Origin of the sequence: Acinetobacter sp. GWC1_38_13 (assembly GCF_001767535.1) — a bacterium.
GTDB classification, from domain to species: Bacteria; Pseudomonadota; Gammaproteobacteria; order Pseudomonadales; family Moraxellaceae; genus Acinetobacter; species Acinetobacter junii.
On sequence record NZ_MELG01000131.1, the window covers coordinates 21901 to 46607 of the forward strand.

At 39.9% G+C, this 24707-nt stretch carries 21 protein-coding genes and 1 pseudogene; 10 read left to right on the forward strand and 12 right to left on the reverse strand.

The window, feature by feature from the left end; genetic code table 11:
* Positions 1–49 precede the first annotated feature (49 nt).
* Complete coding sequence (gene dksA, locus A2003_RS14370; protein ID WP_004916993.1) at positions 50–583, forward strand: RNA polymerase-binding protein DksA; 534 nt, start codon at positions 50–52, stop codon at positions 581–583.
* A 133-nt stretch (positions 584–716) separates the two neighbouring features.
* Positions 717–1580 (forward strand): tRNA glutamyl-Q(34) synthetase GluQRS, encoded by an 864-nt coding sequence (gene gluQRS, locus A2003_RS14375; RefSeq protein WP_286687543.1) that lies wholly within the window; start codon positions 717–719, stop codon positions 1578–1580.
* A 54-nt stretch (positions 1581–1634) separates the two neighbouring features.
* Here gluQRS and ftsW read toward each other — a convergent pair whose 3' ends face one another.
* The 5 genes and pseudogenes from ftsW to A2003_RS14400 all read right to left on the reverse strand — a co-directional run bounded on the left by ftsW (position 1635) and on the right by A2003_RS14400 (position 6721).
* Complete coding sequence (ftsW, locus tag A2003_RS14380; protein WP_004916997.1) at positions 1635–2828, reverse strand: putative lipid II flippase FtsW; 1194 nt, start codon at positions 2826–2828, stop codon at positions 1635–1637.
* 10 nt (positions 2829–2838) lie between these two features.
* Positions 2839–4197: pseudogene (gene murD, locus A2003_RS14385) on the reverse strand (UDP-N-acetylmuramoyl-L-alanine--D-glutamate ligase).
* Positions 4198–4345: 148 nt separating this feature from the next.
* Positions 4346–4597, reverse strand: coding sequence for a DUF6587 family protein (locus A2003_RS14390; RefSeq protein ID WP_286687544.1), 252 nt, complete (start codon positions 4595–4597; stop codon positions 4346–4348).
* Between the two features lie 13 nt (positions 4598–4610).
* Positions 4611–6464: a ferrous iron transporter B gene (gene feoB / locus A2003_RS14395; RefSeq protein ID WP_129260991.1), complete on the reverse strand. Its 1854-nt coding sequence runs from the start codon at positions 6462–6464 to the stop codon at positions 4611–4613.
* Positions 6461–6721 carry a FeoA family protein gene (locus A2003_RS14400; protein ID WP_020899909.1) on the reverse strand — a complete coding sequence of 87 codons (261 nt, stop codon included), beginning with the start codon at positions 6719–6721 and terminating at the stop codon, positions 6461–6463. The genes feoB and A2003_RS14400 overlap by 4 nt, the downstream gene beginning before the upstream one ends.
* Before the next feature lie 149 nt (positions 6722–6870).
* On the opposite strand from A2003_RS14400, the gene xerD reads away from it, so the two are divergent.
* From xerD to thrC, 4 genes are all read left to right on the forward strand, one after another.
* On the forward strand, positions 6871–7791 hold the full coding sequence (xerD, locus tag A2003_RS14405; RefSeq protein ID WP_112986666.1) for a site-specific tyrosine recombinase XerD: 921 nt from the start codon (positions 6871–6873) through the stop codon (positions 7789–7791).
* A gap of 136 nt (positions 7792–7927) precedes the next feature.
* Positions 7928–8743, forward strand: coding sequence for a DsbC family protein (locus A2003_RS14410; protein WP_004917009.1), 816 nt, complete (start codon positions 7928–7930; stop codon positions 8741–8743).
* Between the two features lie 126 nt (positions 8744–8869).
* Positions 8870–10171: a homoserine dehydrogenase gene (locus A2003_RS14415; protein ID WP_004917010.1), complete on the forward strand. Its 1302-nt coding sequence runs from the start codon at positions 8870–8872 to the stop codon at positions 10169–10171.
* Between the two features lie 58 nt (positions 10172–10229).
* Positions 10230–11369 (forward strand): threonine synthase, encoded by a 1140-nt coding sequence (thrC, locus tag A2003_RS14420; RefSeq protein ID WP_002048893.1) that lies wholly within the window; start codon positions 10230–10232, stop codon positions 11367–11369.
* A 66-nt stretch (positions 11370–11435) separates the two neighbouring features.
* Here the strand turns inward: thrC and A2003_RS14425 are convergent, their stop codons facing one another.
* The 3 genes from A2003_RS14425 to pbpG all read right to left on the reverse strand — a co-directional run bounded on the left by A2003_RS14425 (position 11436) and on the right by pbpG (position 14078).
* Positions 11436–12215, reverse strand: coding sequence for a hypothetical protein (locus A2003_RS14425; RefSeq protein ID WP_286687545.1), 780 nt, complete (start codon positions 12213–12215; stop codon positions 11436–11438).
* 23 nt (positions 12216–12238) lie between these two features.
* Positions 12239–12853, reverse strand: coding sequence for a DUF6915 family protein (locus tag A2003_RS14430; RefSeq protein WP_004958507.1), 615 nt, complete (start codon positions 12851–12853; stop codon positions 12239–12241).
* A gap of 163 nt (positions 12854–13016) precedes the next feature.
* Complete coding sequence (pbpG, locus tag A2003_RS14435; protein WP_004917016.1) at positions 13017–14078, reverse strand: D-alanyl-D-alanine endopeptidase PBP7/8; 1062 nt, start codon at positions 14076–14078, stop codon at positions 13017–13019.
* 211 nt (positions 14079–14289) lie between these two features.
* On the opposite strand from pbpG, the gene gacA reads away from it, so the two are divergent.
* The 3 genes from gacA to A2003_RS14450 are packed head-to-tail and all read left to right on the forward strand — an operon-like array spanning position 14290 to position 17959.
* Entirely contained in the window at positions 14290–14925 is a 636-nt protein-coding gene (gacA, locus tag A2003_RS14440; RefSeq protein ID WP_004957336.1) for a response regulator transcription factor GacA, read from the forward strand.
* Positions 14926–14940: 15 nt separating this feature from the next.
* Positions 14941–16506, forward strand: coding sequence for a sensor histidine kinase (locus A2003_RS14445; RefSeq protein WP_286687546.1), 1566 nt, complete (start codon positions 14941–14943; stop codon positions 16504–16506).
* 22 nt (positions 16507–16528) lie between these two features.
* Complete coding sequence (locus tag A2003_RS14450) at positions 16529–17959, forward strand: sigma-54-dependent transcriptional regulator (protein WP_004917021.1); 1431 nt, start codon at positions 16529–16531, stop codon at positions 17957–17959.
* Positions 17960–17998: 39 nt separating this feature from the next.
* Here A2003_RS14450 and A2003_RS14455 read toward each other — a convergent pair whose 3' ends face one another.
* The 4 genes from A2003_RS14455 to lptF all read right to left on the reverse strand — a co-directional run bounded on the left by A2003_RS14455 (position 17999) and on the right by lptF (position 23018).
* Entirely contained in the window at positions 17999–19174 is a 1176-nt protein-coding gene (locus A2003_RS14455) for a S41 family peptidase (RefSeq protein WP_004917024.1), read from the reverse strand.
* A gap of 9 nt (positions 19175–19183) precedes the next feature.
* Positions 19184–20728: a 2,3-bisphosphoglycerate-independent phosphoglycerate mutase gene (gpmI, locus tag A2003_RS14460; RefSeq protein WP_004957318.1), complete on the reverse strand. Its 1545-nt coding sequence runs from the start codon at positions 20726–20728 to the stop codon at positions 19184–19186.
* A gap of 119 nt (positions 20729–20847) precedes the next feature.
* On the reverse strand, positions 20848–21918 hold the full coding sequence (lptG, locus tag A2003_RS14465) for an LPS export ABC transporter permease LptG (protein ID WP_286687554.1): 1071 nt from the start codon (positions 21916–21918) through the stop codon (positions 20848–20850).
* Positions 21918–23018 carry an LPS export ABC transporter permease LptF gene (gene lptF, locus A2003_RS14470; RefSeq protein ID WP_004917030.1) on the reverse strand — a complete coding sequence of 367 codons (1101 nt, stop codon included), beginning with the start codon at positions 23016–23018 and terminating at the stop codon, positions 21918–21920. The genes lptG and lptF overlap by 1 nt, the downstream gene beginning before the upstream one ends.
* Before the next feature lie 158 nt (positions 23019–23176).
* On the opposite strand from lptF, the gene A2003_RS14475 reads away from it, so the two are divergent.
* Positions 23177–24625 (forward strand): leucyl aminopeptidase, encoded by a 1449-nt coding sequence (locus tag A2003_RS14475; protein ID WP_286687547.1) that lies wholly within the window; start codon positions 23177–23179, stop codon positions 24623–24625.
* Positions 24626–24707 lie beyond the last annotated feature (82 nt).

Sequence of the window (24707 nt, forward strand, 5' to 3'; positions counted from 1 at the left end):
CCATATTTTTTGCGTATAGATAGTACGTGTAAGATGAGGAATGCCCTATATGGCGAATGACAACCAAAATCAAGTCTTGGACGAACACACAGCAGTGATCGACGAACAAAAATCGACTGTAAAACGTGTACGCAAAACCAAACCTAAAGCTTCTGAAGGCGGTACAACTGCGAGCTTGTTTGGGATTGAACCTTATCAGCCGAAAAAAAATGAAGAATACATGTCTGATGGACAACTTGAGCATTTCCGCCAAATCTTAAATGCATGGAAAGCAGAGTTAATGTCAGAAGTTGATCGTACGCTCAACACAATGCAAGATGAATCAACAGCTTTACCCGATGTAAATGATAGAGCGACTCAGGAAGAAGAGTTTGCGATTGAATTACGTACACGTGATCGTGAGCGTAAGCTGATTCGTAAAATCGAGCAATCATTAGAAGCGATCCAAAGTGGTGATTACGGTTTCTGCGAAACTTGCGGTATCGAAATCGGCTTACGCCGTTTAGAAGCTCGTCCAACAGCTACTCAATGTATCGATTGCAAAACTTTGGCTGAAATCAAAGAAAAGCAAAACAACGGATAACCATCCCGCCTAACCTCCCTTTAGAAAGGGAGGAATATTGCGAATTTTAAAAACCCATTGTTTTCGCATATCTCCCTCCTTGTATTGGAGGGATTAGGTGTAGATTTAATTATTTAGACAACAATAAATCTTTATGTCTTATATCGGACGTTTTGCACCCTCTCCTACTGGCCCTTTACATTTTGGTTCTTTACTGACTGCTGTCGCAAGCTATTGTGATGCCAAAGCCAATCATGGTAAGTGGTTAGTACGAATAGAAGATACCGATATTCCTCGCATTTATCCAAATAGCGAAACTCACATTTTATCTTGCATCGATGCCTTTCAATTTGAACCTGATGCCGAGATTATTTTCCAAAAAGATCGTTTAGCTATTTATGAGCAAGTACTCAATCAACTCAAACAGCAACATGCCATATATGCCTGCCAATGCACCCGAAAAATGCTCGGCTCCAATCACATCTATGCTGGCACATGCCGAGATTTAAATCTTGATTTTGCTGAGCAAGCCATTCGTTTAAAAGTCGATGATCTGCTGATTTGTTTTGAAGACAGATTACAAGGTCGACAATGTTCCAACCTAAAAGATGATCTTGGTGACTTCGTTCTAAAACGAAGAGATGGCATCATTAGTTATCAATTAGCAGTTGTGGTAGATGATTATTTACAAGGCATTACGCATGTCGTTCGCGGTGCGGATTTATTAGATAATACCGCTCGACAAATCTGGCTTGGTTCTATATTGAACTATCCAAGTTTGAGTTATATGCATTTACCCCTTGCTATGAATGGTCAAGGTCAGAAATTATCTAAGCAAAATTTGGCACAAGCATTAGACGTATCAAAGGCTTCTGAATTATTACAGCAAGCCCTATTGGCACTTGGGCAACCAAATGTTGAATTAAATCAACCTAGAATAATGCTGCAACAAGCTGTACAGCAATGGGATGTAAATTTAATCCCTAAAGGCATTCATTTGACAGGATCTTATTTATAAAACAAAAGAGACCCTAATAAATTAGGGTCTCTTTTGTATCAGAAACTAAATTCCTTAGAAATTCGATTCTTCTTTGACAGGATTTAGCTCTTGGGTTGAAGCATCAATTTTCAAAATCAGACTAATCATCGCAGCACACATCATCAATGATGTACCACCATAACTAATAAATGGCAGTGTCAAACCTTTGGTTGGCATCAAGCCCATATTCATGCCTGCATTTACCAAAATCTGTAACAGGAAAATAATGCTGATACCATAAGCTAAATAACCTGCGCGTAGATAATTATGCTGTAATGCACGATGACCAATACGAATACAACATGCCAGCATAGTAAATGAGAGAATCATGACCGTGGTTACACCGAAGAATCCAAACTCCTCACCTAAGACTGCTAACATAAAGTCTGTATGTGCTTCAGGAAGATAGGAAAGTTTCTGGACACTATGCCCCAAACCTGTTCCAAACCATTCACCCCGACCAAATGCCATCAAAGCATTTGACAACTGATAACCCACACCTAATGGATCAGCCCAAGGGTTGGTAAATGAAATAAGTCGTTGAAAGCGGAATGGTTCAAATAAAATCAGTGCGGTAATCCCTGCAAGAATCGCCCCTAACATAATCAAAAACTGAGTCGCAGGTGCGCCAGCTAAGAAGAACACGCCAACCATCATTAAAACAATCACCGCTGTTGCCCCAAGATCAGGCTCAGCAACGATAAAACCGACTGTAAGTGCCATTACTCCGCTTAAGCGTAGCAAACCTTTCCAGTGCGTTCGAACCTCTTTCGCACGGCGCACCACATAATCTGCCGTAAAAATTGCCATCACAATCTTAGCAATCTCCGTTGGCTGTATTGTGAAACCACCAACTTTAATCCAACGATGTGCGCCATTCACTTCTGACCCGACCACCAAAACGGCGAGCAGCAATATGATCGTAATCAGCCATAATGGAAACGCATTTTTAAACCATAAGTTTAAAGAGACACGATAAGTCAAAAATGCAACCACAGCGGCGACAACAATCGAAATACCATGACGAATCAAAAAATAAAATGGATTCTCATGGATATATTCTGCATACGGCATGGAAGCAGAGGCCACCATCACCGAACCCAAACAGAGTAAAGACACTACACAGAAAATCAGAATGTTACGTGGTGTCATTTCTGCTGGAAGCTTCGGCAATCGATTTAAGATTTGAGAAATCTTCTGCACTGTATTTTGGGCCAAATCCGCCATAACGCTGTTCCTAGTTTTTATTTTCACTCAAGGCATTTACACATGCCACGAACTGATGCCCGCGATCATTATAACTTTTAAACATATCAAAACTTGCACATGCTGGCGACAACAGAACCACATCTTCAGCTTGCGTTACTTGCTGAGCAAGCTCGACCGCGGCTTTTAAGCTAGATGCGTGCTGAATAACAGTTGTTCCTTGTATCGCTTGTTCAATTACAGGTGCATCCTCGCCAATTAAAATGACAGATTTCACATATTTTTGTATTGCATTACGTAAAGGACGAAAATCCTGACCTTTGCCTTGACCACCTAAAATTAGTGCTAATTTGCCTTTATTGACTTCAATAGCAGCACCAAGACCATCAATCGCCGCTAGAGTTGCACCGACATTTGTTCCTTTTGAATCATTGTAATAACGCACACCATCAATCGTTTGCACATATTCACAACGATGCTCCAAGCCTTTGAATGTTTTCAATGTCTCCAACATACTCGGTAAAGGGAATCCAACCGCTTCACCAATGGCTAAACAAGCAAGTGCATTTGCTACATTGTGCATTCCTTGAATATACATCTCAGAGGTTTTTAAGATACGCTCTCTTCCACGTGCCAGCCACATGGTGCCATCTGCATCTCTCAACACACCATATTGATTTAAATCAGGAGCATTCAAACCGAAACTTTGCATTGGTGTTGCATCAGGCACTAAAGGACGGCTTAAATTATCATCACGGTTATAAACGACTTTTTTAACACCTTGGAAAATACGATGTTTGGCTTTGTGATAACCCAACATATCACCGTGACGATCCAAGTGGTCTTCACTCATATTGAGAACAACCGCAACTTCAGCATTCAAATGCGAAGTAGTTTCCAACTGGAAACTCGATAACTCCAAAACGATGAGTTCAGGTTTATCTTTTAATAAATCTAAGGCTGGTCGACCTAAGTTTCCACCAACAGCCACTTTCTTTCCAGCATCCTGAGCCATCAAACCCACGAGTGTTGTCACTGTACTTTTAGCATTTGACCCTGTAATCGCAATAATGGGAGCATCAGTTGCACGGCGTAAAAGCTGAATATCCCCTACAACTGGAATTCCTTTATCAATGGCTTGTTGAATTTCAGGTAATTATGGTGCTAAGCCAGGACTTAAAATAATCTCTTCGGCCTGAAGTAATAGCTCTGTATCGAGTCGTCCAAAGCTCGTTCTCACCTCAGCAGGAATTTGATCATGACCTGGTGGAGTTTCTCGAGAGTCTGTTACTGCAACTTGGTAGCCTTGTTCATGCAGAAAGTTTACTGCTGACACACCAGAAATACCCAAGCCAGCAACAACTTTTAATCCACCACGTTGTATTAACATTTTTGCCCCATTTTATCGCAGATCACAGAATGGCAAAAATGTTAGCACTTTGCTGTTTTGAATGCTTTTTCAGTTTTATCTTTATTCGCATTTTTTTGTGTCAGTGCGTAAAAAAGCCATCATTCGATGGCTTTATAAACAAAAAATCTTAACGCCATTTCACAGCTTGAATCTCTTCAGTTTTTTTATTGTCCTTTTCATCGCTTGCACAACCACATCCACCACCACATCCAACAACCATTTTAGGTTTCAATCGTAGTGCTAAGCGTCGCCAACCAAAACGTTGACATACATTCGACAAAGACATGAACATAGCATTTGCGGTTTGAGGAAATACCTTTTTAAAGACAACTATGGCACTCCAACCGACCAAAACCGCAATAATCAGATACTCAAACATATGCAACTCCTATCTAGCCCCAAATTCGCGAAGCGATTTGGTAAGTAAAGAAAGACATCAAATAAGCCAAACCAAATAAATATGCGGTCATCACAGCCACATGTTTCCAAGAACCTGTTTCTCTACGCACCGTTGCCAAAGTTGCTAAACAATGTGGCGCATAAACAAACCACACTAGCAAAGACAGTCCTGTAGCTAAAGACCAACCTGTTCCATCTGCACTAATTAAATGAGCCAAGCCTTGGGCAACAGCTTCATCATCAGCTCCAGATAAGGCATATACTGTACCCAGTGCAGCAACTACTACTTCACGTGCTGCCATCGCTGGAATAAGTGCAATACAAATCTGCCAATTGAATCCAACTGGGGCAAAAATAGGCTGCATTAAATGCCCCAACATACCAGCAAAACTATAATCAATCGCAGGTTGAGTGGCACCTTCAGGCGCTTGTGGGAAAGTACATAAAAACCAAAGTAAAATCGAAAGCGCGAAGATAATTCCACCCACGCGTTTTAAGAAGATTTTTCCACGATCCAATAAACCAATGCCGACACTTTTTAAATCGGGGATACGATAGCTTGGCAACTCCAATAAAAGCGCATGTTGTGATTTATCTTTTTGCAAAAATTTCATCACAAATGAAACACATAATGCGCTAACAATACCCGCCATATATAGACCAAACAACACTAAACCTTGAAGATTAAAGATTCCCCAAACGGTCTGAGCTGGAATAAAAGCTGCAATCAATAAAGCATATACAGGTAAACGAGCTGAACAAGTCATTAATGGCGCGACCATAATCGTCGTGAAACGATCACGGGGATCACTAATACTTCGAGTAGCCATAATGCCCGGAACAGCGCAAGCAAAACTTGAAAGCAATGGAATAAACGCGCGACCACTCAAACCTGCTTTAAACATCAATTTATCAAGCAAGAACGCAGCACGAGGTAGATATCCAGATTCTTCCAAGACTAAAATGAAGAAGAACAGGATCAGAATTTGTGGCAAAAACACCACTACTCCACCAGCACCTGCAATAATCCCATCAACCACTAAACTTTGTAAAAGCGGTTGACTGATATGAGCACCTAATGTTTCACCAAGCCATCCAAAGAATGTTTCAATTCCATCCATAAATGGTGCTGCCCAAGCGAATACGGCTTGGAAAACGATGAACATCATCACTGCTAGACTGAGCAAACCCAACACTGGATGCAAGAAGATTTTATCAAGGAAATCTGTACGCTTATCTTCCTGATCTACGAAATTCACGACATCTTTGAAAATGGTTTCAATTTTCTGATGATGCTCACCAGTCAAACCACTCAGCTCGGTCTGCGGAACGGTATATTTCCCTTGATCAAGTGCATGTAATAAATTTTCGATTCCTGAATTACGTACAGCAACCGTCTCAACCACAGGTACACCTAAACGTTGAGATAATTTTTGTGTATTGATTTGAATACCACGACGACGTGCTTCATCCATCATATTCAAAACCACGAGGATCGGACGACCAAGCTCAATAATTTCTAATACGAGACCAAGATGTAGTTTTAAGTTCGTCGCATCTACCACACACAAGAAAGCGTCTTGCTGACCTTCCTCAGCTATTTTACCTTGGCAGACGTCACGGGTAATTGCTTCATCGGGACTGGTTGCTTGTAAACTATAAGTTCCTGGCAAATCTAGAACACGAACATTTTTACCTGATGGCAGCTGAAAATGTCCGACTTTACGTTCAACCGTAACACCCGCATAGTTTGCTACTTTCTGGCGGGTACCAGTTAAATGATTGAATAAAGATGTTTTACCGCAGTTTGGATTTCCCACAAGGGCAACACGAAGTGCATCACTCATGTAGGTGCTCCTTCCAGCTGAATTTCAATTTTATCGGCTTCAGATTTGCGCAGAGCAAAACGGGTAAAACCTATTTGGATTAGAATCGGGTCACCACCAAAAACACCTTTGGTAATCACTTGAACTTGTGCGCCAGGCACAAAACCCAAACTCTCAAGACGTATCGCTACCAGATCTGGTTCATCATTATCATTCACTAGGCGATTCACTTGCGTGATTTTCGCTGTTTGTTTGACTTTTAATGCTGACAATCGCACCGTTTCTAACCCATAACTCTTTTGCACGTAGTATACAAGCAAATGAGAATAATTACCAAAAGCAATCTCAGTGGCATTTAGTCTTGTCACAGATCGACAACAAATACTTTTTCTTTTACAGTGCAGTAGATGAAAGGATTTAAGCTGTTATGTTAAATAAAAAACCTCGTATTCCTGCTGCTGTAAAAATCCCTGAACATTTAAGTTTTTTACATGGATTTCGTGATTATTTAGTTGCACAAACAGTAAGCCCGCATACTCGTAATGCCTATTTATCTGATTTAATTCAATGTAGTGACTTGCACGACACAGTGGTACTTACTGAGTGGTCAAGTGATGATATTGCCGATGTACTGATCGCACTGACCAAACATGGCAAAAGCCCACGCTCGATTGCTCGGTGTTTATCAGCTTTACGGCAATTTTTTAAATTTCTCAGAGAACAAAAACTTAGAGATGATAATCCTGTTGCGACACATCAATCCCCAAAGATTGGTCGAGCATTACCCAAAGATTTATCAGAGCATGATGTTGAAGCACTGATAAATGCACCAGATATCAGTACCGCTTTGGGTTTACGTGATCGAGCCATGCTTGAAGTTTTATATGCTTGTGGTCTACGTGTTACAGAACTACTGAATTTACGTTTAGAGTTAATAAATTTAAAACAAGGCTTCTTACGTATTACAGGTAAAGGAAATAAAGAGCGTCTTGTCCCGCTAGGTCAATACGCATGTGAATGGGTCGAGAAATACTTATCAAAATCCCGTCCACAGCTTTATAAAAGTAATACCGATTATTTATTTCTTACCCAACATGGCGGAATCATGAGTCGGCAAAACTTTTGGTACGCGATCAAACGCTATGCTTTACAGGCCAATATATCTGCAGAATTATCCCCGCATACCCTGAGACATGCGTTTGCCACACATTTACTCAATCACGGCGCTGATCTGCGTGTAGTACAAATGCTACTCGGTCATAGCGATCTTTCAACCACACAAATTTATACGCATGTCGCTCAACATCGAATGCAAGAGCTGCATAGCAAACATCATCCAAGAGGTTAAACCGACCGTTTATCTATGACGCATTCAACAAGTTGATTGAGTTCACAAAGCTTAAGCAAGATTTAACGAAGTCAGATGTTTTTTTTGCTATGCTTAGACCCTTAATACAAATGAATACGTAGAAAAAAGGTTCTTTATGGTATTTACTCGGTCTAAGCTTGCACTTGCTTGTGCATTAGCATCAACTTTATTAGTTAGTGCCTGCTCAAAAGAAAATTCAGCGCAAAAACAAGATGCTCTTACAGCAACAGCGCCTGCTACGGGTGAAGCATCAACCTTAAGTGAACGAAACGCGCAACAACGTTTAGTCTCAACCTTAGAAAAGCATCTTAAAACTGCAAATATCAACGCTAAAATTATTGCAGTTAAAAAAACAGAAGTTCCTAATCTATTCTGGGTGAGTCTAGAAGGCATGGGTTCTGTTTATGCCACTAGTGATGGTCAATATATCATCCAAGGCGATGTGATCCGTTTAGGCGACAAACAGCTACAAAATGTTAGCGAAGCTCTGCAAGCTACAGAAAATAAAAAACATTTAGCAGCACTCAAAACTGAAGATTTAATTGTTTACCCAGCGGAAGGCGGTAAAGCTAAGCATGTGATTTATGTCTTTACCGATTCAAGCTGCCCGTACTGTCACAAGCTGCATGAACATTTACCTGAAATTAATGCCAAAGGTATTGAAGTTCGTTATATCGCATGGCCACGTGGTGAGCAGTTTATGCCTACGATGCAAGCAATTTGGTGTAGTGAAGATCGCAAAGCTGCATTTGATCAAGCATCACAAGGTCTTCCTGTTGCTGCAGCAGAATGTAAAAACCCTGTACGTGATCAATATCAGTTAGGTTTAAACATGGGCGTTAATGGCACACCAGCAATTTATAACGTTGACGGCGAATATCTTGGTGGATATATGACACCAGAAGAAATCATTAAACGACTCGAAAAATAAATCCTCACAGCAACTCCACAAAGCGACTTGGGCGACAGATTAAAGATGATCTTAGCCCTAGTGTCTGCGCACTTTTTTAGCTATGATCAAGCTTCATTAAAATGATTGAATAAAATGGAGTGTGACGTGAAACCAGTTCGTCTGGCGATACTCGGTCTTGGTACTGTAGGTGGTGGAGCCCTTAAATTATTACAAGAAAATGCTGCTGAAATTAAACGCCGTACTGGTCGAGAAATTCAAATTACACACGTAGGCACCCGCCGTCCACGTCCAGATCTACAACTCGAAGGCATTAAACAAAGCTCAGATCTCATGGAGATTGTGCGTCAACCTGATGTTGATGTAGTCGTTGAAGTCATGGGTGGCATTCATCCTGCTTATGAAGTCATCATGGAAGCCATTAAGCATGGCAAGCAAGTTGTTACCGCAAACAAAGCTTTACTCGCAGAACATGGTAATGAGCTATTCAAAGCAGCAGAAGACAATGCCGTACAAATTGCTTATGAAGCAGCTGTTGCTGGTGGTATCCCAATTATTAAAGTCATCCGTGAAGGTTTAGCAGCTAACCATATCGAATGGCTTGCAGGCATCATCAACGGTACAGGTAACTTCATTCTGACTGAAATGCGTGAAAAAGGTCGTGCATTTGATGATGTTCTCAAAGAAGCTCAAGAGCTTGGCTATGCTGAAGCAGATCCGACATTTGATGTTGAAGGGATTGATGCTGCACACAAACTGACGATTTTGGCATCTTGTGCGTTTGGTATTCCACTTCAATTCGATAAGGTTTATACCGAAGGCATTAGTAAAATCACAGCTCAAGACGTGAAATATGCTGAAGAACTTGGCTTCCGTATCAAACATTTAGGTATTGCGCGTCGTGCTGAAAAAGGCATTGAGTTACGAGTACACCCAACCTTGATTCCTGCTGAAGAATTGATCGCAAACGTGAATGGCGTAAAAAATGCGGTACTTGTTCAAGCAAATGCGGTGGGTCCGACACTGTATTACGGTGCTGGTGCAGGCGCAGGACCAACAGCTTCCGCAGTCGTAGCTGATGTGATTGATATTGTTCGGGATATCTCATACACCGAAGATGGTGCTGGAACAATCCCTCAACTTGCATTCGAAGCGCTTACAAATGTACCAATCCTAAGCCGTGAAGAAATGACAACGGGATATTACATTCGTTTAAATGCAGAAGACCAAACTGGTGTGCTCGCTGATGTCACTAGCATTCTCAGCCGTTCAGGTATTAGTATTGATGCGATCATGCAACAATCTCGCCTTAAAGACCTCATCCCAATCGTGATTTTGACTGATCCAATTGTTGAATCAAAAATGGATGAAGCTCTTGCTCAAATTCAAGCATTACCAGCTATTCGTGGCGAAATCGTAAGAATTCGTTTAGAATCGCTCGATAGTTAATCAGGTTGAGGGAAAATGCCTTCCCTCACCCCGCTCTACCTCATATTGGAACACCATCATGTCGAATGCCAATCGTTATACTGGTCTTGTAGATCGTTATCGTGACCGTTTACCTGTGTCTGCAACTACACGTGCAATTTCTTTAGGCGAAGGAAATACTCCTCTTATTAAACTTGAGAACATTCCACGTATTATTGGCAAAGACGTTGAAATCTATGTGAAGTACGAAGGTCTTAACCCAACAGGTTCATTCAAAGACCGTGGTATGACGATGGCTGTAACCAAAGCGGTTGAAGAAGGCTCGAAGGCAATTATCTGTGCATCAACAGGGAATACTTCAGCTGCAGCAGCGGCATATGCAGCACGTGCAGGAATTAAAGCATTCGTTTTGATTCCTGAAGGCAAAATTGCAATGGGTAAAATGGCTCAAGCAATGATGTACGGTGCAATCACCATGCAAATCCGCGGTAACTTCGATGACGGTATGCGTCTAGTAAAAGAAGTAGCAGATCAAGCGCCTGTGACTATCGTAAATTCAATCAATCCTTACCGTTTACAAGGTCAAAAAACCATTGCGTACGAAATTGTTGAAGCTCTAGGGCGTGCACCTGACTACCACTGTTTACCAGTAGGTAACGCAGGGAATATCACTGCACACTGGATGGGGTATACAGAAGCAGTAGCAAATCAACCTGCTGATCAGTTCGAACAAGTCATCTATGATGCAGCAACAGATCAATTCACTGGTCCTAAACCTGAAGGCTTACCAACGATGGTTGGTTATCAAGCTTCTGGTGCAGCGCCATTCTTACGTGGTGCTCCAGTGGAAAGTCCAGAAACCGTTGCAACGGCTATTCGTATTGGTAATCCACAAAGCTGGAATCATGCAAAAGCAGTTGTACGTGATTCGAAAGGTTGGTTCGATGAACTTCAAGATAGCGAAATTCTTGAAGCTCAACGCTTACTTTCTATGTATGAAGGTGTTTTCGTAGAGCCAGCTTCTGCTGCTTCTATCGGTGGTGCTATTCGTGACATCAAAGCAGGTAAAATTGCTGAAGGTTCTGTGATCGTATGTACTGTGACAGGTAACGGTTTAAAAGATCCAGATACAGCAATCAAACAATGTGCGGATGCTGTGATGTTATCCATCGATGCAACGATGGATCAAGTTAAAGATTCTATTCTTTCAAATATGTAAGAATAAATTTTTAGTAATAAAAAACCAGTTGCTTGCAACTGGTTTTTTATTAACTAGAACATGATTTTATTCTTCATATTCATAATCTTCATCATAGCTATATTGTTTCGCTAAGTCTTTTTCAATTTTTTGAATTTCTTCTAGACTAATTTCCTTAATTTCAAACAAAGGCTGCTTCAATAGCGAATTCACAGCATACAATGCTTCATCTTGCCAAGCATCAATGACAAGGGTTTGTTTTGCTTCATCATAACTTAAACCAGATCGTGTACTAATCATTGCTTGCAATAAAATCGGTTGGGCTGAAAGTTCATCCAAGCTGCCTTTTATTTCAATTGCTGAATAATCATAATCAGCAAAAATATGCTCAACTTTAGATTTAAAAGCATCTAAACTTTCTGAATATATTAAACCCGCAAAGCATTCATCATGTTCCTCAACCCATTGTTGTTTTTTTACAGACCATAAACCATAAAACTTGACTTGATTTTCGAATTCAACCAATTGGAATTTTTGCATTCCAGCAAGCTGAATAAATTCAAAGGTATCATCGTCACTTAAACTTGCAGGTAATACATCGTCAGAAATATCCCCTTCTTCGCAAATATGTTCACCACAACGCGAATATACGAAATCATCTAATTGTTGCAATAATGCTTCATCAGCATCAAAAAGAGATTCAACTTCATATAATGCAAAATCACGTGCTCCATCTATCTCAAGTTTTTTATAAGCTAATTCAGCCTGTTGCTTATTATCAAAAACATTCGCAATACGATTGCCAGCTACGTAGAAAACTTCATCGTTATAACCAAAATACTTGGCACGAATCACATATGTGCTCATTTTATTCCCCTAAAAATATATCGTTAAGTCGTTTGTTTTATTTGATGTAATGCTTGCGCACTCAGAGGAATTGCCATCCCATTGTCCATCCACAATTCAAAATGCATCGCATTAAAAAAATCAGCAGGGCTATAACGAATATTTCCCAAACTAGGCAGTGATCCCAATCGAGGTAAGATATCAAAAATAAACCAGCTATTATGTGTCAGTAATAAAGAATGTAATTTACCCGTCAATGCTAATGGCGATAACATCATTTGCGAAATTGTTTTATCCTTTACATAGTTAAGATGTAATTGTTCTAAATGTTGTTCAAAGTTTTGGGGTAATTGTTTTACATCTATCGCATTTACAAAATCATGTAAGGTCGGAATAAAACGCTGTTGATAGTCCACTAACAAATGATCACGCTCACACAAATCTTTAACATCAACAGATTTGCCTGTACTCGTCACTAGACTATGCCCAAAGATAGGTACTACAACTGAGTTAATTCCCCATAAAGTATGCAAAACTCGGTGTCGTGCATCACTGCATAAGCTTTTGGTACTATCTATAAAAGCATGAATTTCATAGTAGTCTTCAGGCTCCCCACCCCAACGTTTTGCGGAAATCCGAGCATGTTGCATCGCATTCATGATTGAATGTCATCATTTATTGTAGTGAATAAATATTACTCTATTTTTTATTTATTAATACATATAATTATTTGATAAAAGACAAGTTATGTCGTCTTTCTCTGATTTTTTAAAGACATAAAAAAGCTCTTCATAAAAAAGAGCTTTTAACAATCCAATGCTACTAAATACGTTTTGGTAGGGTAGCCACCCAATTTAATAGATTAGTCGCATCATTTGTACGTGCTTGAGAAGTTGAAGCCCCGAGCAATACGACAACAGCTGGACGAGAATTAACTGTGGTGTGCATCACTACACAACGTCCTGCCTCATTGATATAACCTGTTTTTGATAAGTTAATATTCCAACCACCATTACGTACTAATGCATTGGTATTATTAGACTTCAAAACACGATAGCCTAAATTAAAATCATAAGTAGGTGTTGTTGAGAACTGACGAATCAAACCATATTGAGATGCAGCACTAACCAAAATACCTAAATCTCTTGCTGATGAAACATTATGTGGATCAAGGCCTGTGGATTCAGCATAACGAGTTGATGTCATACCTAATTGTCTTGCTTTAGCATTCATCGCAGCCACAAACGCTGAACGACCACCTGGATATGTACGAGCTAAAGCAGCAGCAGCAGGATTCTCAGATTTCATCAATGCAAAAAGCAGTAGTTCTGCGCGATTCATCGTATCCCCAGCACGCAATGTAGAACTTGAGTTCTTACCACCAGCACCAGCGAAATCGATTTGTTGTAAGGTGATCTCTTCCGACATGTCTAAACGAGCATCAGCTGTCACAACTGCGGTCATGACTTTAGTAATCGATGCAATTGGAACTGCTAAGCTACTATTTTTACTGTACAGTACTTCACCAGTTTGTGCATCCATGACTAATGCTGCACGTGCATTGACAGAGGGTTGATTGCTATACCCGAAAGTGTCACGTATTTGTACGTTCTTTTGAGGCGCCGTTGATGAAGTAATGGAAGCAGAGCCACTCCCTCGTAAAGTTGTCGTGACTGAAGTTGAACCTTGTGGGCTAATCTCAGTCTCATCATCTTCCAGAAATTGACTGACATCATTTGCAGACCAACTAATCGAAGCTGACGAACTGCCCGCACTCGGAGATACTGAATTATTATTCACTAATTCAGCAAAACTTGTTGAACTCCACGCCAACAAGATCGACATGCTTAACACATGCAAGACAGATTTTTTAGAATTTTTCACGACACAATACTCAACTCAGGACGCTGTACATTTGCGCTTACTATCATTATGCCTTACATTTGAACAAATCGGGTAAAGCTTTTGTAGACACAATTGTGTACAACTATTCTCTAATCACAAAGAATAGGATTGCTAATTTTGTCGTTTCATTGCAAGCTAATTTTGCTTTATGTAACAAAAAACCAGTTTTTTGAAAAAAAAGGAGGTCTTCTTGATCACTGTTCTCGTTGTTGATGATCATGAACTCGTACGCACAGGCATTTGCCGTATGTTAGAAGACCATCCAGATGTAGATGTTATTGGACAAGCTGAATCTGGCGAGGAAGCAATTGCATTGGTTCGTCAAAAACACCCTCAAGTGGTGTTGCTTGATGTCAATATGCCAGGAATTGGTGGCGTTGAAACTACTCGCCGACTACTCCAGTCAGCACCAGATACAAAAGTGATTGCTGTCAGTGGTTTAGCAGAAGAACCCTACCCATCACTACTGCTCAAAGCTGGTGCTAAAGGTTATATTACCAAAGGTGCACCAATTTCAGAGATGGTTCGAGCGATCAATAAAGTCATGCAAGGTGGTAAATACTTCAGTGCTGATATTGCAGAGCAGTTAGCTAGCTCATATCTTTCAGATACTCAACAATCCCCATTTGATTCGCTTTCAGAACGTGAAATGCAAGTTGCGATGATGGTCGTTAACTGTATTAGTGCTCAGGAAATTGCTGATAAATTGTTTGTAAGCGTTAAAACTGTCAATACTTATCGTTATCGTATTTTTGAAAAACTTGGGATTGATAGTGATGTCAAACTCACACACTTAGCGATTCGATACGGTCTTATTAAACCTTAAGAAAAGTGATCACATATGCTGGGCAAAATAGCCTCTTCCGTCTCCCAAACCGTCTATAAGCTTGGTATTTGGTATAGTGGATATCGGCTGATTATCTCTATCAGCCTTTTGCTCATTTATTTATTAACGGCTGAGCAATTAGCCTCAGACTATGATTACCCTTTTTTATATTTCTATACACTGATTTGCTTTATTGCATTTAGTATTTTCCAGCTTTTTTTACTCAAAATACTTCCAGTACAAGTCACTAAACAGCTCATTTTAATTTTTCTTATTGATGTGATTTGTTTAGCGTTGATTACTTTCTCTGCGGGGGGGCCAAACTTACAATTAAGTTTGCTGTACGTAATCGTAATCTTTTCTTCTGCAATTCTACTAAACTCTCAGCTCTCGCTGATCGTGACACTTTTTGCTGTCATTATGGTGGTTTATCAACGTTTTATCGGTGATTTTTTTAGTTACAATAACTTAAATCATTTAAGTAATAGTATCTTTCTCGCTTTTCTATTCTTTGTTGTGCATACGATTGGACGTATTGCAGTACACCGTTTTAAAATTTTGGAAATATTAACATTCCATCAATCCATAGAGATTCATCAACTTCAAAATATCAACCGCTACATCCTTGAACAGATTGAAGATGGTTATCTCGTTCTAGATGAAAGTAACCATATTGTTTTAAGCAATCCTGCTGCGAATACTTTACTTGGAATTAACGTTCCTGTTTCTACTGAGAAAACACCTTTAATAAAATGGCAACCCGATCTTTTTGAGCTGATCAAATTTAGTGAGCTAAAAGATGGTGAGGAATTTAGTTTTGAATCACAACTTAGCCCATACACGGTCAATGTTCGAGTCAAACATTTAATTGTTCCTGAACAACCCCTATTCTTATTGATCCTGAAAGATGCCCAAAAACTTACTCAACAGGTTCAACAATTAAAATTGGCGGCTTTAGGACAACTTTCTGCAAGTATTGCACACGAAATCAGAAATCCACTTGCAGCTATTGTACAAGCCAATGAATTACTTAAGGGTAGCGATATCCATCAGCAAGACATGCTATCTCGAATGATTAGCAAACAGGCAAAAAGGATCGATAGCATCATTCAAGATACTCTGGGAATGGCACGTAATAAACCTACTGAACCACAAATTATTCAATTAACAGAATTTTTTGAAACATTATTAAATGAAGATTTAGCAGATGTTAAATCTAAGATCCGAATCAGTTTGCCTGAAAATTTAACGATCATGTTTGATGAAAAACAATTAAGACAAGTATTAATCAATCTTATTCGTAATGCTATAAGACACAATGCACCTGAAGCAGAATATATTGAAGTGAATATTCATCTAAATGATGGTCGCACCCGAATAGATGTGATTGATTTTGGTACAGGCGTTGCAAAAAGAGATATTTCTCAGTTATTCAAACCATTTTTTAGTACCGAAATTAAAGGAACTGGTTTAGGATTGTACTTGTCTCATAGTTTTTGTGAGGCAAATCATGCAAAGCTCAATTATATAGAGCAACAACAAGGAGCATGTTTCAGGATTGAATGCTCAAAAATTCATTGATTAAATTAGGTTTTTCGGGGAAATGGCAACTAAACAACCTCTCGTCTTACTCGTAGACGATGAAGAAGACTTGTGTCTTCTTATGCAAATGACGCTCGCACGTATGGGAATCAAAACTCATCTTGCATATCGTGTGGAGCAAGCCAAAAAATTCTTTACCGAGTTTCAGTACGATGCATGTCTAACCGATCTTAACCTTCCAGATGGAAATGGTCTCGATCTCGTCAAACATGTGACTCAAAACTATCCAAACACACCAATCGCTGTTCTTACTGCTTACGGAAATATGGACATTGCAATTGCAGCACTGAAAGCTGGGGCGTTTGACTTTGTTAGCAAACCAGTGAATCAGACACATCTTGATCAACTGATTCAAAAAGCTTTAAACCGCCCTCAACCAGAACAAGAGGCGGTAGAAACAGCCTTAGAAAACAAATTGTTGATTGGGCGTTCAGCACCTATTCAGCAATTACGGATCGCTTTAAAAAAGATTGCTCGTTCTCAGGCACCTGTTTTTATTACAGGTGAATCAGGAACAGGAAAAGAAGTTGTTGCAAACTTAGTTCATCGTTTAAGTAATCGCAGCGAAGGACCTTTCATTGCCATCAACTGTGGTGCTATTCCAACAGAATTAATGGAAAGCGAATTGTTCGGTCATAAGAAAGGCAGCTTTACAGGTGCAACACAAGATAAACAAGGTCTTATCTTATCGGCACACGGCGGCAGCCTTTTTTTAGATGAAATCGCAGAACTTCCCTTAAATATGCAAGTAAAACTTTTACGTGCAGTACAAGAGAAAAAAATTCGTCCAGTTGGCTCAGATCAAGAAATTGATGTGGATTTCCGTGTGATTAGTGCCAGCCACCAAGATTTAGAACTCTTGGTTCAGCAAGGTCGCTTTAGACAAGATTTATTCTTCCGCATTCATGTGATGGATATCGTATTGCCCCCACTTCGTGAACGTGGTCAAGATATCTTAATTCTGGCAAATCATTTTATTCAAAAGATTAGCCAAGAATGGGAGTTACCTGTTAAATCCCTCACCACACGTGCAGAGCAATTCCTCTTGCAGCAATATTTTCCAGGTAACGTTCGCGAACTTCGAAACATTATTGAACGTGCAATCACTCTCAGTGATGATGAAACCATTGATTTGGCTCATTTGCAAACTGCACCTCTGCGTAGCTCAATCAGTATTCCTTCAAATGCTTATGTTCAGTCAGATGAAAGTGAAATAACGCTGCAAAGTGCGAGTCCAAACCCAAGCTCTAAAAAATTACCGCCAGAAGGTTTGGAGCGCTATTTAGAAAATATTGAAAAAGAAGTGTTATTGAATGCTTTAAATCTGACCCACTGGAATCGAACGCTAGCAGCAAAAAAACTTGGAATGACCTTCCGATCTTTACGCTATCGTTTGAAAAAGTTTGGTTTAGATACTGAGGATGATGAGTAATCTTCGAATAAAAAAGCCCCATAAAATTTGGGGCTTTTTTTAGATTTTGCTTTTTAAAGTCAATTCTGCCACATGTTCTAGATATGCATCTTCCCTTGTTTCAGGCGACAACGGATAGGTTTGATGAGGTTGAATCCCTTGACCTTCAATCATATGTCCTTCAGGCGTATAATAATGAGAAACCGTCATTTGTAAGGCGGCTCCGCTAGGAAGTGGAAAAAGCTTTTGCACCACGCCTTTTCCATAACTATTTTCACCAATTACCCACGCTCTTTTATGCTCTTTTAATGCAGCAGTAAATACTTCAGCAGCTGATGCGGAACGATGATTAATCAAAATTCCTACTTTTAGATTTTGAAAGTCATTTGAAGGAAGTGCTTGAAATTGTTGATCTCCCTCGGAACGACTTTTTGTCGTCACGATCAAACCTTGGTTTAAAAATAAATCGGCTGACTCAACAGCAGCGGATAACAATCCACCTGGATTATTACGTAAATCCAAAACAACAGCTTTCAAACGATTTGAACTATATTCATCAATAATTCTTTTGATTTCATTTGCAGTGTCTTGTTGAAAGACACGAATTTTTAAAACTAAAACTTGATTGTGCAGTAACTCAGGTTCGATATCCGTTTCAACTTTTTTGTTTCTGACTAAGATGATAGTACTCGTGCTATTTTCAGCTTGTATTTGTACTGTACTTCCGATGGACCCATAAAGTAAGCCGAGAACTTGATCTTGATTTAGATTTTTTAATTCTTGATTATCAATTTTTAAAATTGTCTGCCCATTTCGCAAACCCAATTTATTTGAATCAGAACCTGTTTTTAAATCTTGAATCTGCCATGCGCGCATATGCGTGTCGTAATTCAAATTAAAATCAACTGATGCTAAATCACCTTCGGTATATTGAATGAGTTGGCGATATTCTTCTGCAGAAAGATAACGAGAATAACGATCTAGACCACTGACTAGACCTTGTATGGATTGTTGGAACAAAGCATCATCAGATTTTTTATCGACGTAATTGTCCTTCACAATGCTATAGATTTGAACAAACTGTTGAATTGATTCTATCGGAACTTCGGCACTACGAGATTCAGGATTCTCATCCCACTCATGTGTATGTGAGATCGGTGCAGCAAAGGAAGAGTATCCCCCACACATCAACAAACTAGCAAATAATGCGCGATATATGTTGTTGTGTGGGGTCATTCTCTCACCTTATTGTAACGTAATTAGATTTTTGCCTTGCATCTCTTGTGGAACAGGAAGATTCATCAAACTAAGCAAAGTTGGTGCTACATCTGCAAGCACGCCACCTTCAGCAATTGTTGCTTGTGTAGGTCCAACATAAATGAATGGTACCAGCTCAGTGGTATGTTGCGTATGTACCTGTCCGCTTTCATAGTCCTGCATTTGCTCTACATTACCATGATCAGCAGTAATTAACATATGACCTTTGTTTGCCATCACCGCTTCGTAGACTCGACCTAAACATGCATCCACAGTTTCTACTGCTTTCACAGCAGCATCAAACACACCAGTATGACCAACCATATCACCGTTAGCATAGTTCACAACTAACAGATCAAACTCACCTGAATTGATTGCATTAACCAACTCATCAGTGACTTCAATTGCACTCATTTCAGGTTTTAAATCGTAAGTTGCAACATTCGGTGAAGGAATCAAAATACGCTTTTCACCTGCATATTCATCCTCACGACCACCACTAAAGAAGAACGTAACATGTGCATATTTTTCTGTTTCAGCAATTCGTAACTGTGTCTTACCCAACCCTGATAGATATTCACCAATCGAATTCTTCAACTCTTCAGGCATATAAGCAACGGGAGCATCAATACTTGCTTGATAACGAGTCAGCATAACGAATTTGGAAAGTGCTGGAATTACTTTACGTGTAAAACCTGTAAAATCTTTTTCAACAAAAGCACGAGTAATTTCACGCGCACGATCAGCACGGAAGTTCATAAATACAATACTGTCGCCATCTTGTACTTTAACAATGTCACCAATACGTGTTGCTTTGACAAATTCATCGTTTTCATCAGCGGCATAAGCGAGATCCAACGCTTCAACCGCATTGCTAGCAATACGAGTCGCCTCACCCTCAGTCATTAAACGATAAGCTTGTTCAACACGATCCCAGCGATTATCACGGTCCATTGCAAAATAACGACCAATCATCGAAACAATGCGACCTTGATTTGGGTATTGAGCAAATACAGCATCTAATTTTTCTAATGAAGGTTTCGCACTACGTGGTGGAGTATCACGACCATCTAGAAATGCATGTAAGTAAACCTTTGCACCACGTTTTAGTGCAAGCTCACACATCGCCACGATATGGTCTTCATGTGAGTGAACGCCACCCTCTGACAGCAAGCCCATGATATGCACAGCACCATTTGCAGCTTTGGCTTTTTCTACAGCATCAACCAACACTTCATGCTCAAAGAAAGCACCAGTACGGATATCTTTAGTAATACGAGTAAAATCTTGGTACAACACTCGACCCGCACCAAGATTCATATGTCCAACTTCAGAGTTACCCATTTGCCCATCTGGCAAACCGACATCTTCACCTGAACCAGAGATTAAACTATTTGGATGCTTCGCTTTCATGGCGGTTAGATTTGGCGTTTTTGCTGCTAAATACGCGTTATCTTCAACTGCTTCACGATGTCCTACACCATCCATGATTACAAGAACGTGAGGAATTTTGCCAGCATTTGCATCCGTCATATTGGACTCTCTGTTTGTCTATCATTTGATCGGCATAGTTTACCGAAATTTGACAAAATTCTCTATGACCTGACGGATGGCTTTGCTCAATCGATAAGATAGGGAAAGCAAATGCTGCGTTAACGTGCTCGATAGAGCAAATAACTACCGATGCCGAACATCAGCATAATTGGCAACAATACAAACCATGCAGGTGATGGTGCATAGACTAAACTTGCATAACCCAAGAAGTCTTGTAAATAGAAGAATCCTAACCCCGTAAAAAGTGCAATCACGAGCCTAAAGCCCATCGATTGTTGACGCAATGGACCAAAAATAAAAGAACACGCAATTAAAACCAGCGCAATCAATGCAAAAGGAGAAGATACTTTCTGCCAGAAAGCCAGTTCATAGCTCTTTGGTACTTGGCTATATTCTTCCAAATAGCGCATAAAACTAACCAACTGACTTGGAGATAAATCTTCAGGATCTAAGGTCACCATATGCACATATTTCGGCTGCAAAGCGAGACCTAATGCCTGCTGAGCATGATCAGTTTTGATCGCATTACCTTGAGCCAGCAAATCAACTTGATGTGAGTCCTGTAAAGTCCATTGACCATCTTTCACAAACTGACCTTTCTCAGCAGTAATAAAAGACTGAAGACGATAATTTTGATCAAAATCAATTGACTGAATATTGCGTAATTGCCCTTGAGAGTTTGCATAGTCAATATATGTAAAACGTTGACCTTCTCTCGACCAATATCCTTTTACTTCACCTAAAGTCGCAACACTACGTTGTTTTTTAATGCTTTGAGCTTTTTCATTTGTATATGGAATAACCCATTCACTTAATACAAAAGACAAAACAATTAATAACAGTGCTGAACGCATAACCCAGCCAACTATACGCCATAGGCTGATACCCACCGAGCGCATGACAATCAGTTCACTGTTCGATGCCAATGCCCCTAGACCAAGTACAGAACCTATCAACGCTGCTACAGGTAAAATTTCATACAAATATCGAGGCGCACCCCACAAGACATACAAAAATGCCTGCCATGCGTTGTAATTAGGTTTAAGTGAACCTAACTCACCTAGATACGTAAACAACACTTGTAAAAAGGAAAGCACCAATGTTGTTCCCAACATTGCGAGTACCGTGGTTTTTGTCACATGTTTGGCGACTATTCGACGTGCTAACATCATAACCCCACTCGCTGAATGCCTTTCTTAATTTTAGGCGCTAATTTCTGTTTGCGTGCAAAAATCGCTGCTGCAATTGCATAGACAAGAAGCACAACTGGATATGCCCAAATATCTAACTCTTCTTTACTAATTCGGGTCTTAATTGCAATCATCAATACAATTAAACTGGCAAAAATAAAAATCGCAGGAATGAGACGATAATAACGACCTTGCCTCGGGCTAACTTCAGATAATGCTACGGCGAGCAACAAAGCAACAAGGATGACAAACGGTCCAAATATCCGCCATCCCAACTCACTACGAACCACCGAATCATCACGTTTTTGCCATAATTTACTCATCGATAATGCTTCAACATCATCACTTTCAAACTTAATGTCTTTATCATTTTCTAAACGTAAGCGATATGACTGAAATTCTGCTTGAGTGTAGCGTGGCTGATTTGGATAAATTTCGTAACGTCGCCCCTGAACGAGGTCCACCACATTGGCTGTATCATTAGCCATTTCCACACGTGTAGCTTCTTTTGCCAAGATCATGACATCAGGTTTGTCTTCACGTTCAGCTTTTTGATAATAGAAAATATCTTTTAAGTTTTTGCGATCTTCTGACAAAGAGCCAGCATAAATGGTGTATGGCCCAGAAGAAATAAACTCTTTCGGTCGAACCAAATCAAAACCTGCCCGCACTGCTTGAGTTTGCATCAAACTCTCGTAAGCTCTGATTCCCGACGATGATCCCCAAAACATCAGAAAAGATTGAACAAGCAAATAGACGAAGGTCATCGGTAATAATAATTTTGCCAATTGATTTCGACTGACGCCACTACCATTCAACACCGCCATTTCATGGTCAACATAAAGTCGACCAAATACCAGCATCAATCCAATAAAGAAACCGAGTGGAAGAATCAACGTCAAAAATTCGGGTAGACGATATGCAATGATACTCAGCAAAACGCCAGCATCTAAACGACCTTGTGCAGCTCGTCCAAAAATCTTGATTAACTGACCACCCATAATAATGAGCGTAAGTAATGCAGTTACAACCAAAGAAGTGGACACCACTTGTTTGACGAGATAACGCCGAATAATCAAAGTAATGCTTCCAAAAAATAGACCAATCGTGGGGTAACGCTAGTTTACCCGAATGTTAAAAATATAAAACCTATCGTATGTTGCCGATTGCAAGCTCATACCTGAACGTGTTTAATGGACTTATCTATCTTTTTTGCTCATTAGGTTTTACATAAACAATGAAATTTACACTTCATACCGCACTACCAACTCAAGCGTCTAGTGAATCTTTGTGGATTTTAGTTGATTCAGAGCAATTACAACAAAGCACAAAGCCTTATAAAATCAACAATCTAGACAATCTTATTTCAGCAACACAATTTAAAGCAGCCTTCAACGAGAATTTACCGCTTATTGCTCAAATAGAAGAGCAAGCTAATGCCCAACTGCTTGGTTTAGGTAAAAGTAACGAGTTAAAACCGAATAAATTAGCAAAACTCGCACAAAGCATTATCAAATCGTCACAAAATAAATTTAAAGAAATTACGATTGATCTCACTGCTTTGCCAACAGATTTACATGCCTTATTCGCACTCAGTTTAAGTCAAGCAGGCTATGGTTATGACGAATTCAAATCCAAGAAAAATGAATTTGTCTTAGAAACCGTTCATCTTGTTACTGAAAAAACTCTATTAAATGATGCACAACTCAACTTAGTTCATGCTGTTCAGTCTGGACAAAACTATGCACGCGACTTAGGCAATCGACCAGGAAATATTTGCTTCCCAGAATATTTAGCTGATCAAGCACTGGCACTTGCGGCTCAATATCCAGATATGTTGCAAGTTACCATTCTTGATGAACAACAAATGGCTGACCTTGGGATGTATGCGTTCCTTGCCGTAAGCAAAGGATCTGATCGTCCAGGTCGAGTGATTACTCTTGAATACAAAGCCAATACAGATCAAGCTCCGATCGTACTTGTCGGTAAAGGTGTAACCTTTGATACAGGTGGTATCTCACTGAAGCCTGGTGCTGGTATGGATGAGATGAAATTTGATATGTGTGGTGCTGCTTCAGTACTTGGCACAATGCAGGCTCTTTGCGAAGCACAGCTACCAATTCATGTGGTAGGTGCGATTGCCGCAGCTGAAAATATGCCATCAGGTCGTGCAACTCGACCTGGTGATATTGTAACGACCATGAGTGGTCAAACTGTAGAAATTCTAAATACTGATGCAGAAGGTCGTCTGGTTCTATGTGATACGCTCACCTATATCAAACGCTTTAACCCTGCTCTTGTGATTGATATTGCAACACTTACAGGTGCATGTGTCGTTGCATTAGGTAAAGTTGTAAGTGGCTTATTTACTCCTGATGATGAATTGGCTCAAGAGCTGCTACAAGCTGGCGAACAATCACTCGATCGTGTTTGGCGCATGCCTGTAATGGAAGAATATCAGGAATTGCTAGATTCACCTTTTGCAGACATTGCGAATATCGGCGGCCCACATGGTGGGGCAATCACAGCAGCATGTTTCCTCGAACGTTTCACACGTGACTATCGCTGGGCACATCTCGATGTTGCTGGTACAGCATGGTTATCTGGAGCAGCTAAAGGAGCAACAGGTCGCCCAGTTCCATTATTGATGCAATTTTTAGCAAATCGTGCTCAAGCAAATAGCTGAATGTTGTGACATTTATTTTTGTCATAAAAATAGGGCTTGAATATAACTTTGGACGATTCAAACTTGAGAAGTTTCAAGCCCT

Coding starts and splice junctions, on each gene's coding strand:
- dksA (WP_004916993.1), top strand. CDS start 50: ATGGCGAATGACAACCAAAATCAAGTCTTGGACGAACACACAGCAGTG.
- gluQRS (WP_286687543.1), top strand. CDS start 717: ATGTCTTATATCGGACGTTTTGCACCCTCTCCTACTGGCCCTTTACAT.
- ftsW (WP_004916997.1), bottom strand. CDS start 2,828: ATGGCGGATTTGGCCCAAAATACAGTGCAGAAGATTTCTCAAATCTTA.
- A2003_RS14390 (WP_286687544.1), bottom strand. CDS start 4,597: ATGTTTGAGTATCTGATTATTGCGGTTTTGGTCGGTTGGAGTGCCATA.
- feoB (WP_129260991.1), bottom strand. CDS start 6,464: ATGAGTGATGCACTTCGTGTTGCCCTTGTGGGAAATCCAAACTGCGGT.
- xerD (WP_112986666.1), top strand. CDS start 6,871: ATGTTAAATAAAAAACCTCGTATTCCTGCTGCTGTAAAAATCCCTGAA.
- A2003_RS14410 (WP_004917009.1), top strand. CDS start 7,928: ATGGTATTTACTCGGTCTAAGCTTGCACTTGCTTGTGCATTAGCATCA.
- thrC (WP_002048893.1), top strand. CDS start 10,230: ATGTCGAATGCCAATCGTTATACTGGTCTTGTAGATCGTTATCGTGAC.
- A2003_RS14425 (WP_286687545.1), bottom strand. CDS start 12,215: ATGAGCACATATGTGATTCGTGCCAAGTATTTTGGTTATAACGATGAA.
- A2003_RS14430 (WP_004958507.1), bottom strand. CDS start 12,853: ATGAATGCGATGCAACATGCTCGGATTTCCGCAAAACGTTGGGGTGGG.
- A2003_RS14445 (WP_286687546.1), top strand. CDS start 14,941: ATGCTGGGCAAAATAGCCTCTTCCGTCTCCCAAACCGTCTATAAGCTT.
- A2003_RS14450 (WP_004917021.1), top strand. CDS start 16,529: ATGGCAACTAAACAACCTCTCGTCTTACTCGTAGACGATGAAGAAGAC.
- A2003_RS14455 (WP_004917024.1), bottom strand. CDS start 19,174: ATGACCCCACACAACAACATATATCGCGCATTATTTGCTAGTTTGTTG.
- gpmI (WP_004957318.1), bottom strand. CDS start 20,728: ATGACGGATGCAAATGCTGGCAAAATTCCTCACGTTCTTGTAATCATG.
- lptG (WP_286687554.1), bottom strand. CDS start 21,918: ATGTTAGCACGTCGAATAGTCGCCAAACATGTGACAAAAACCACGGTA.
- A2003_RS14475 (WP_286687547.1), top strand. CDS start 23,177: ATGAAATTTACACTTCATACCGCACTACCAACTCAAGCGTCTAGTGAA.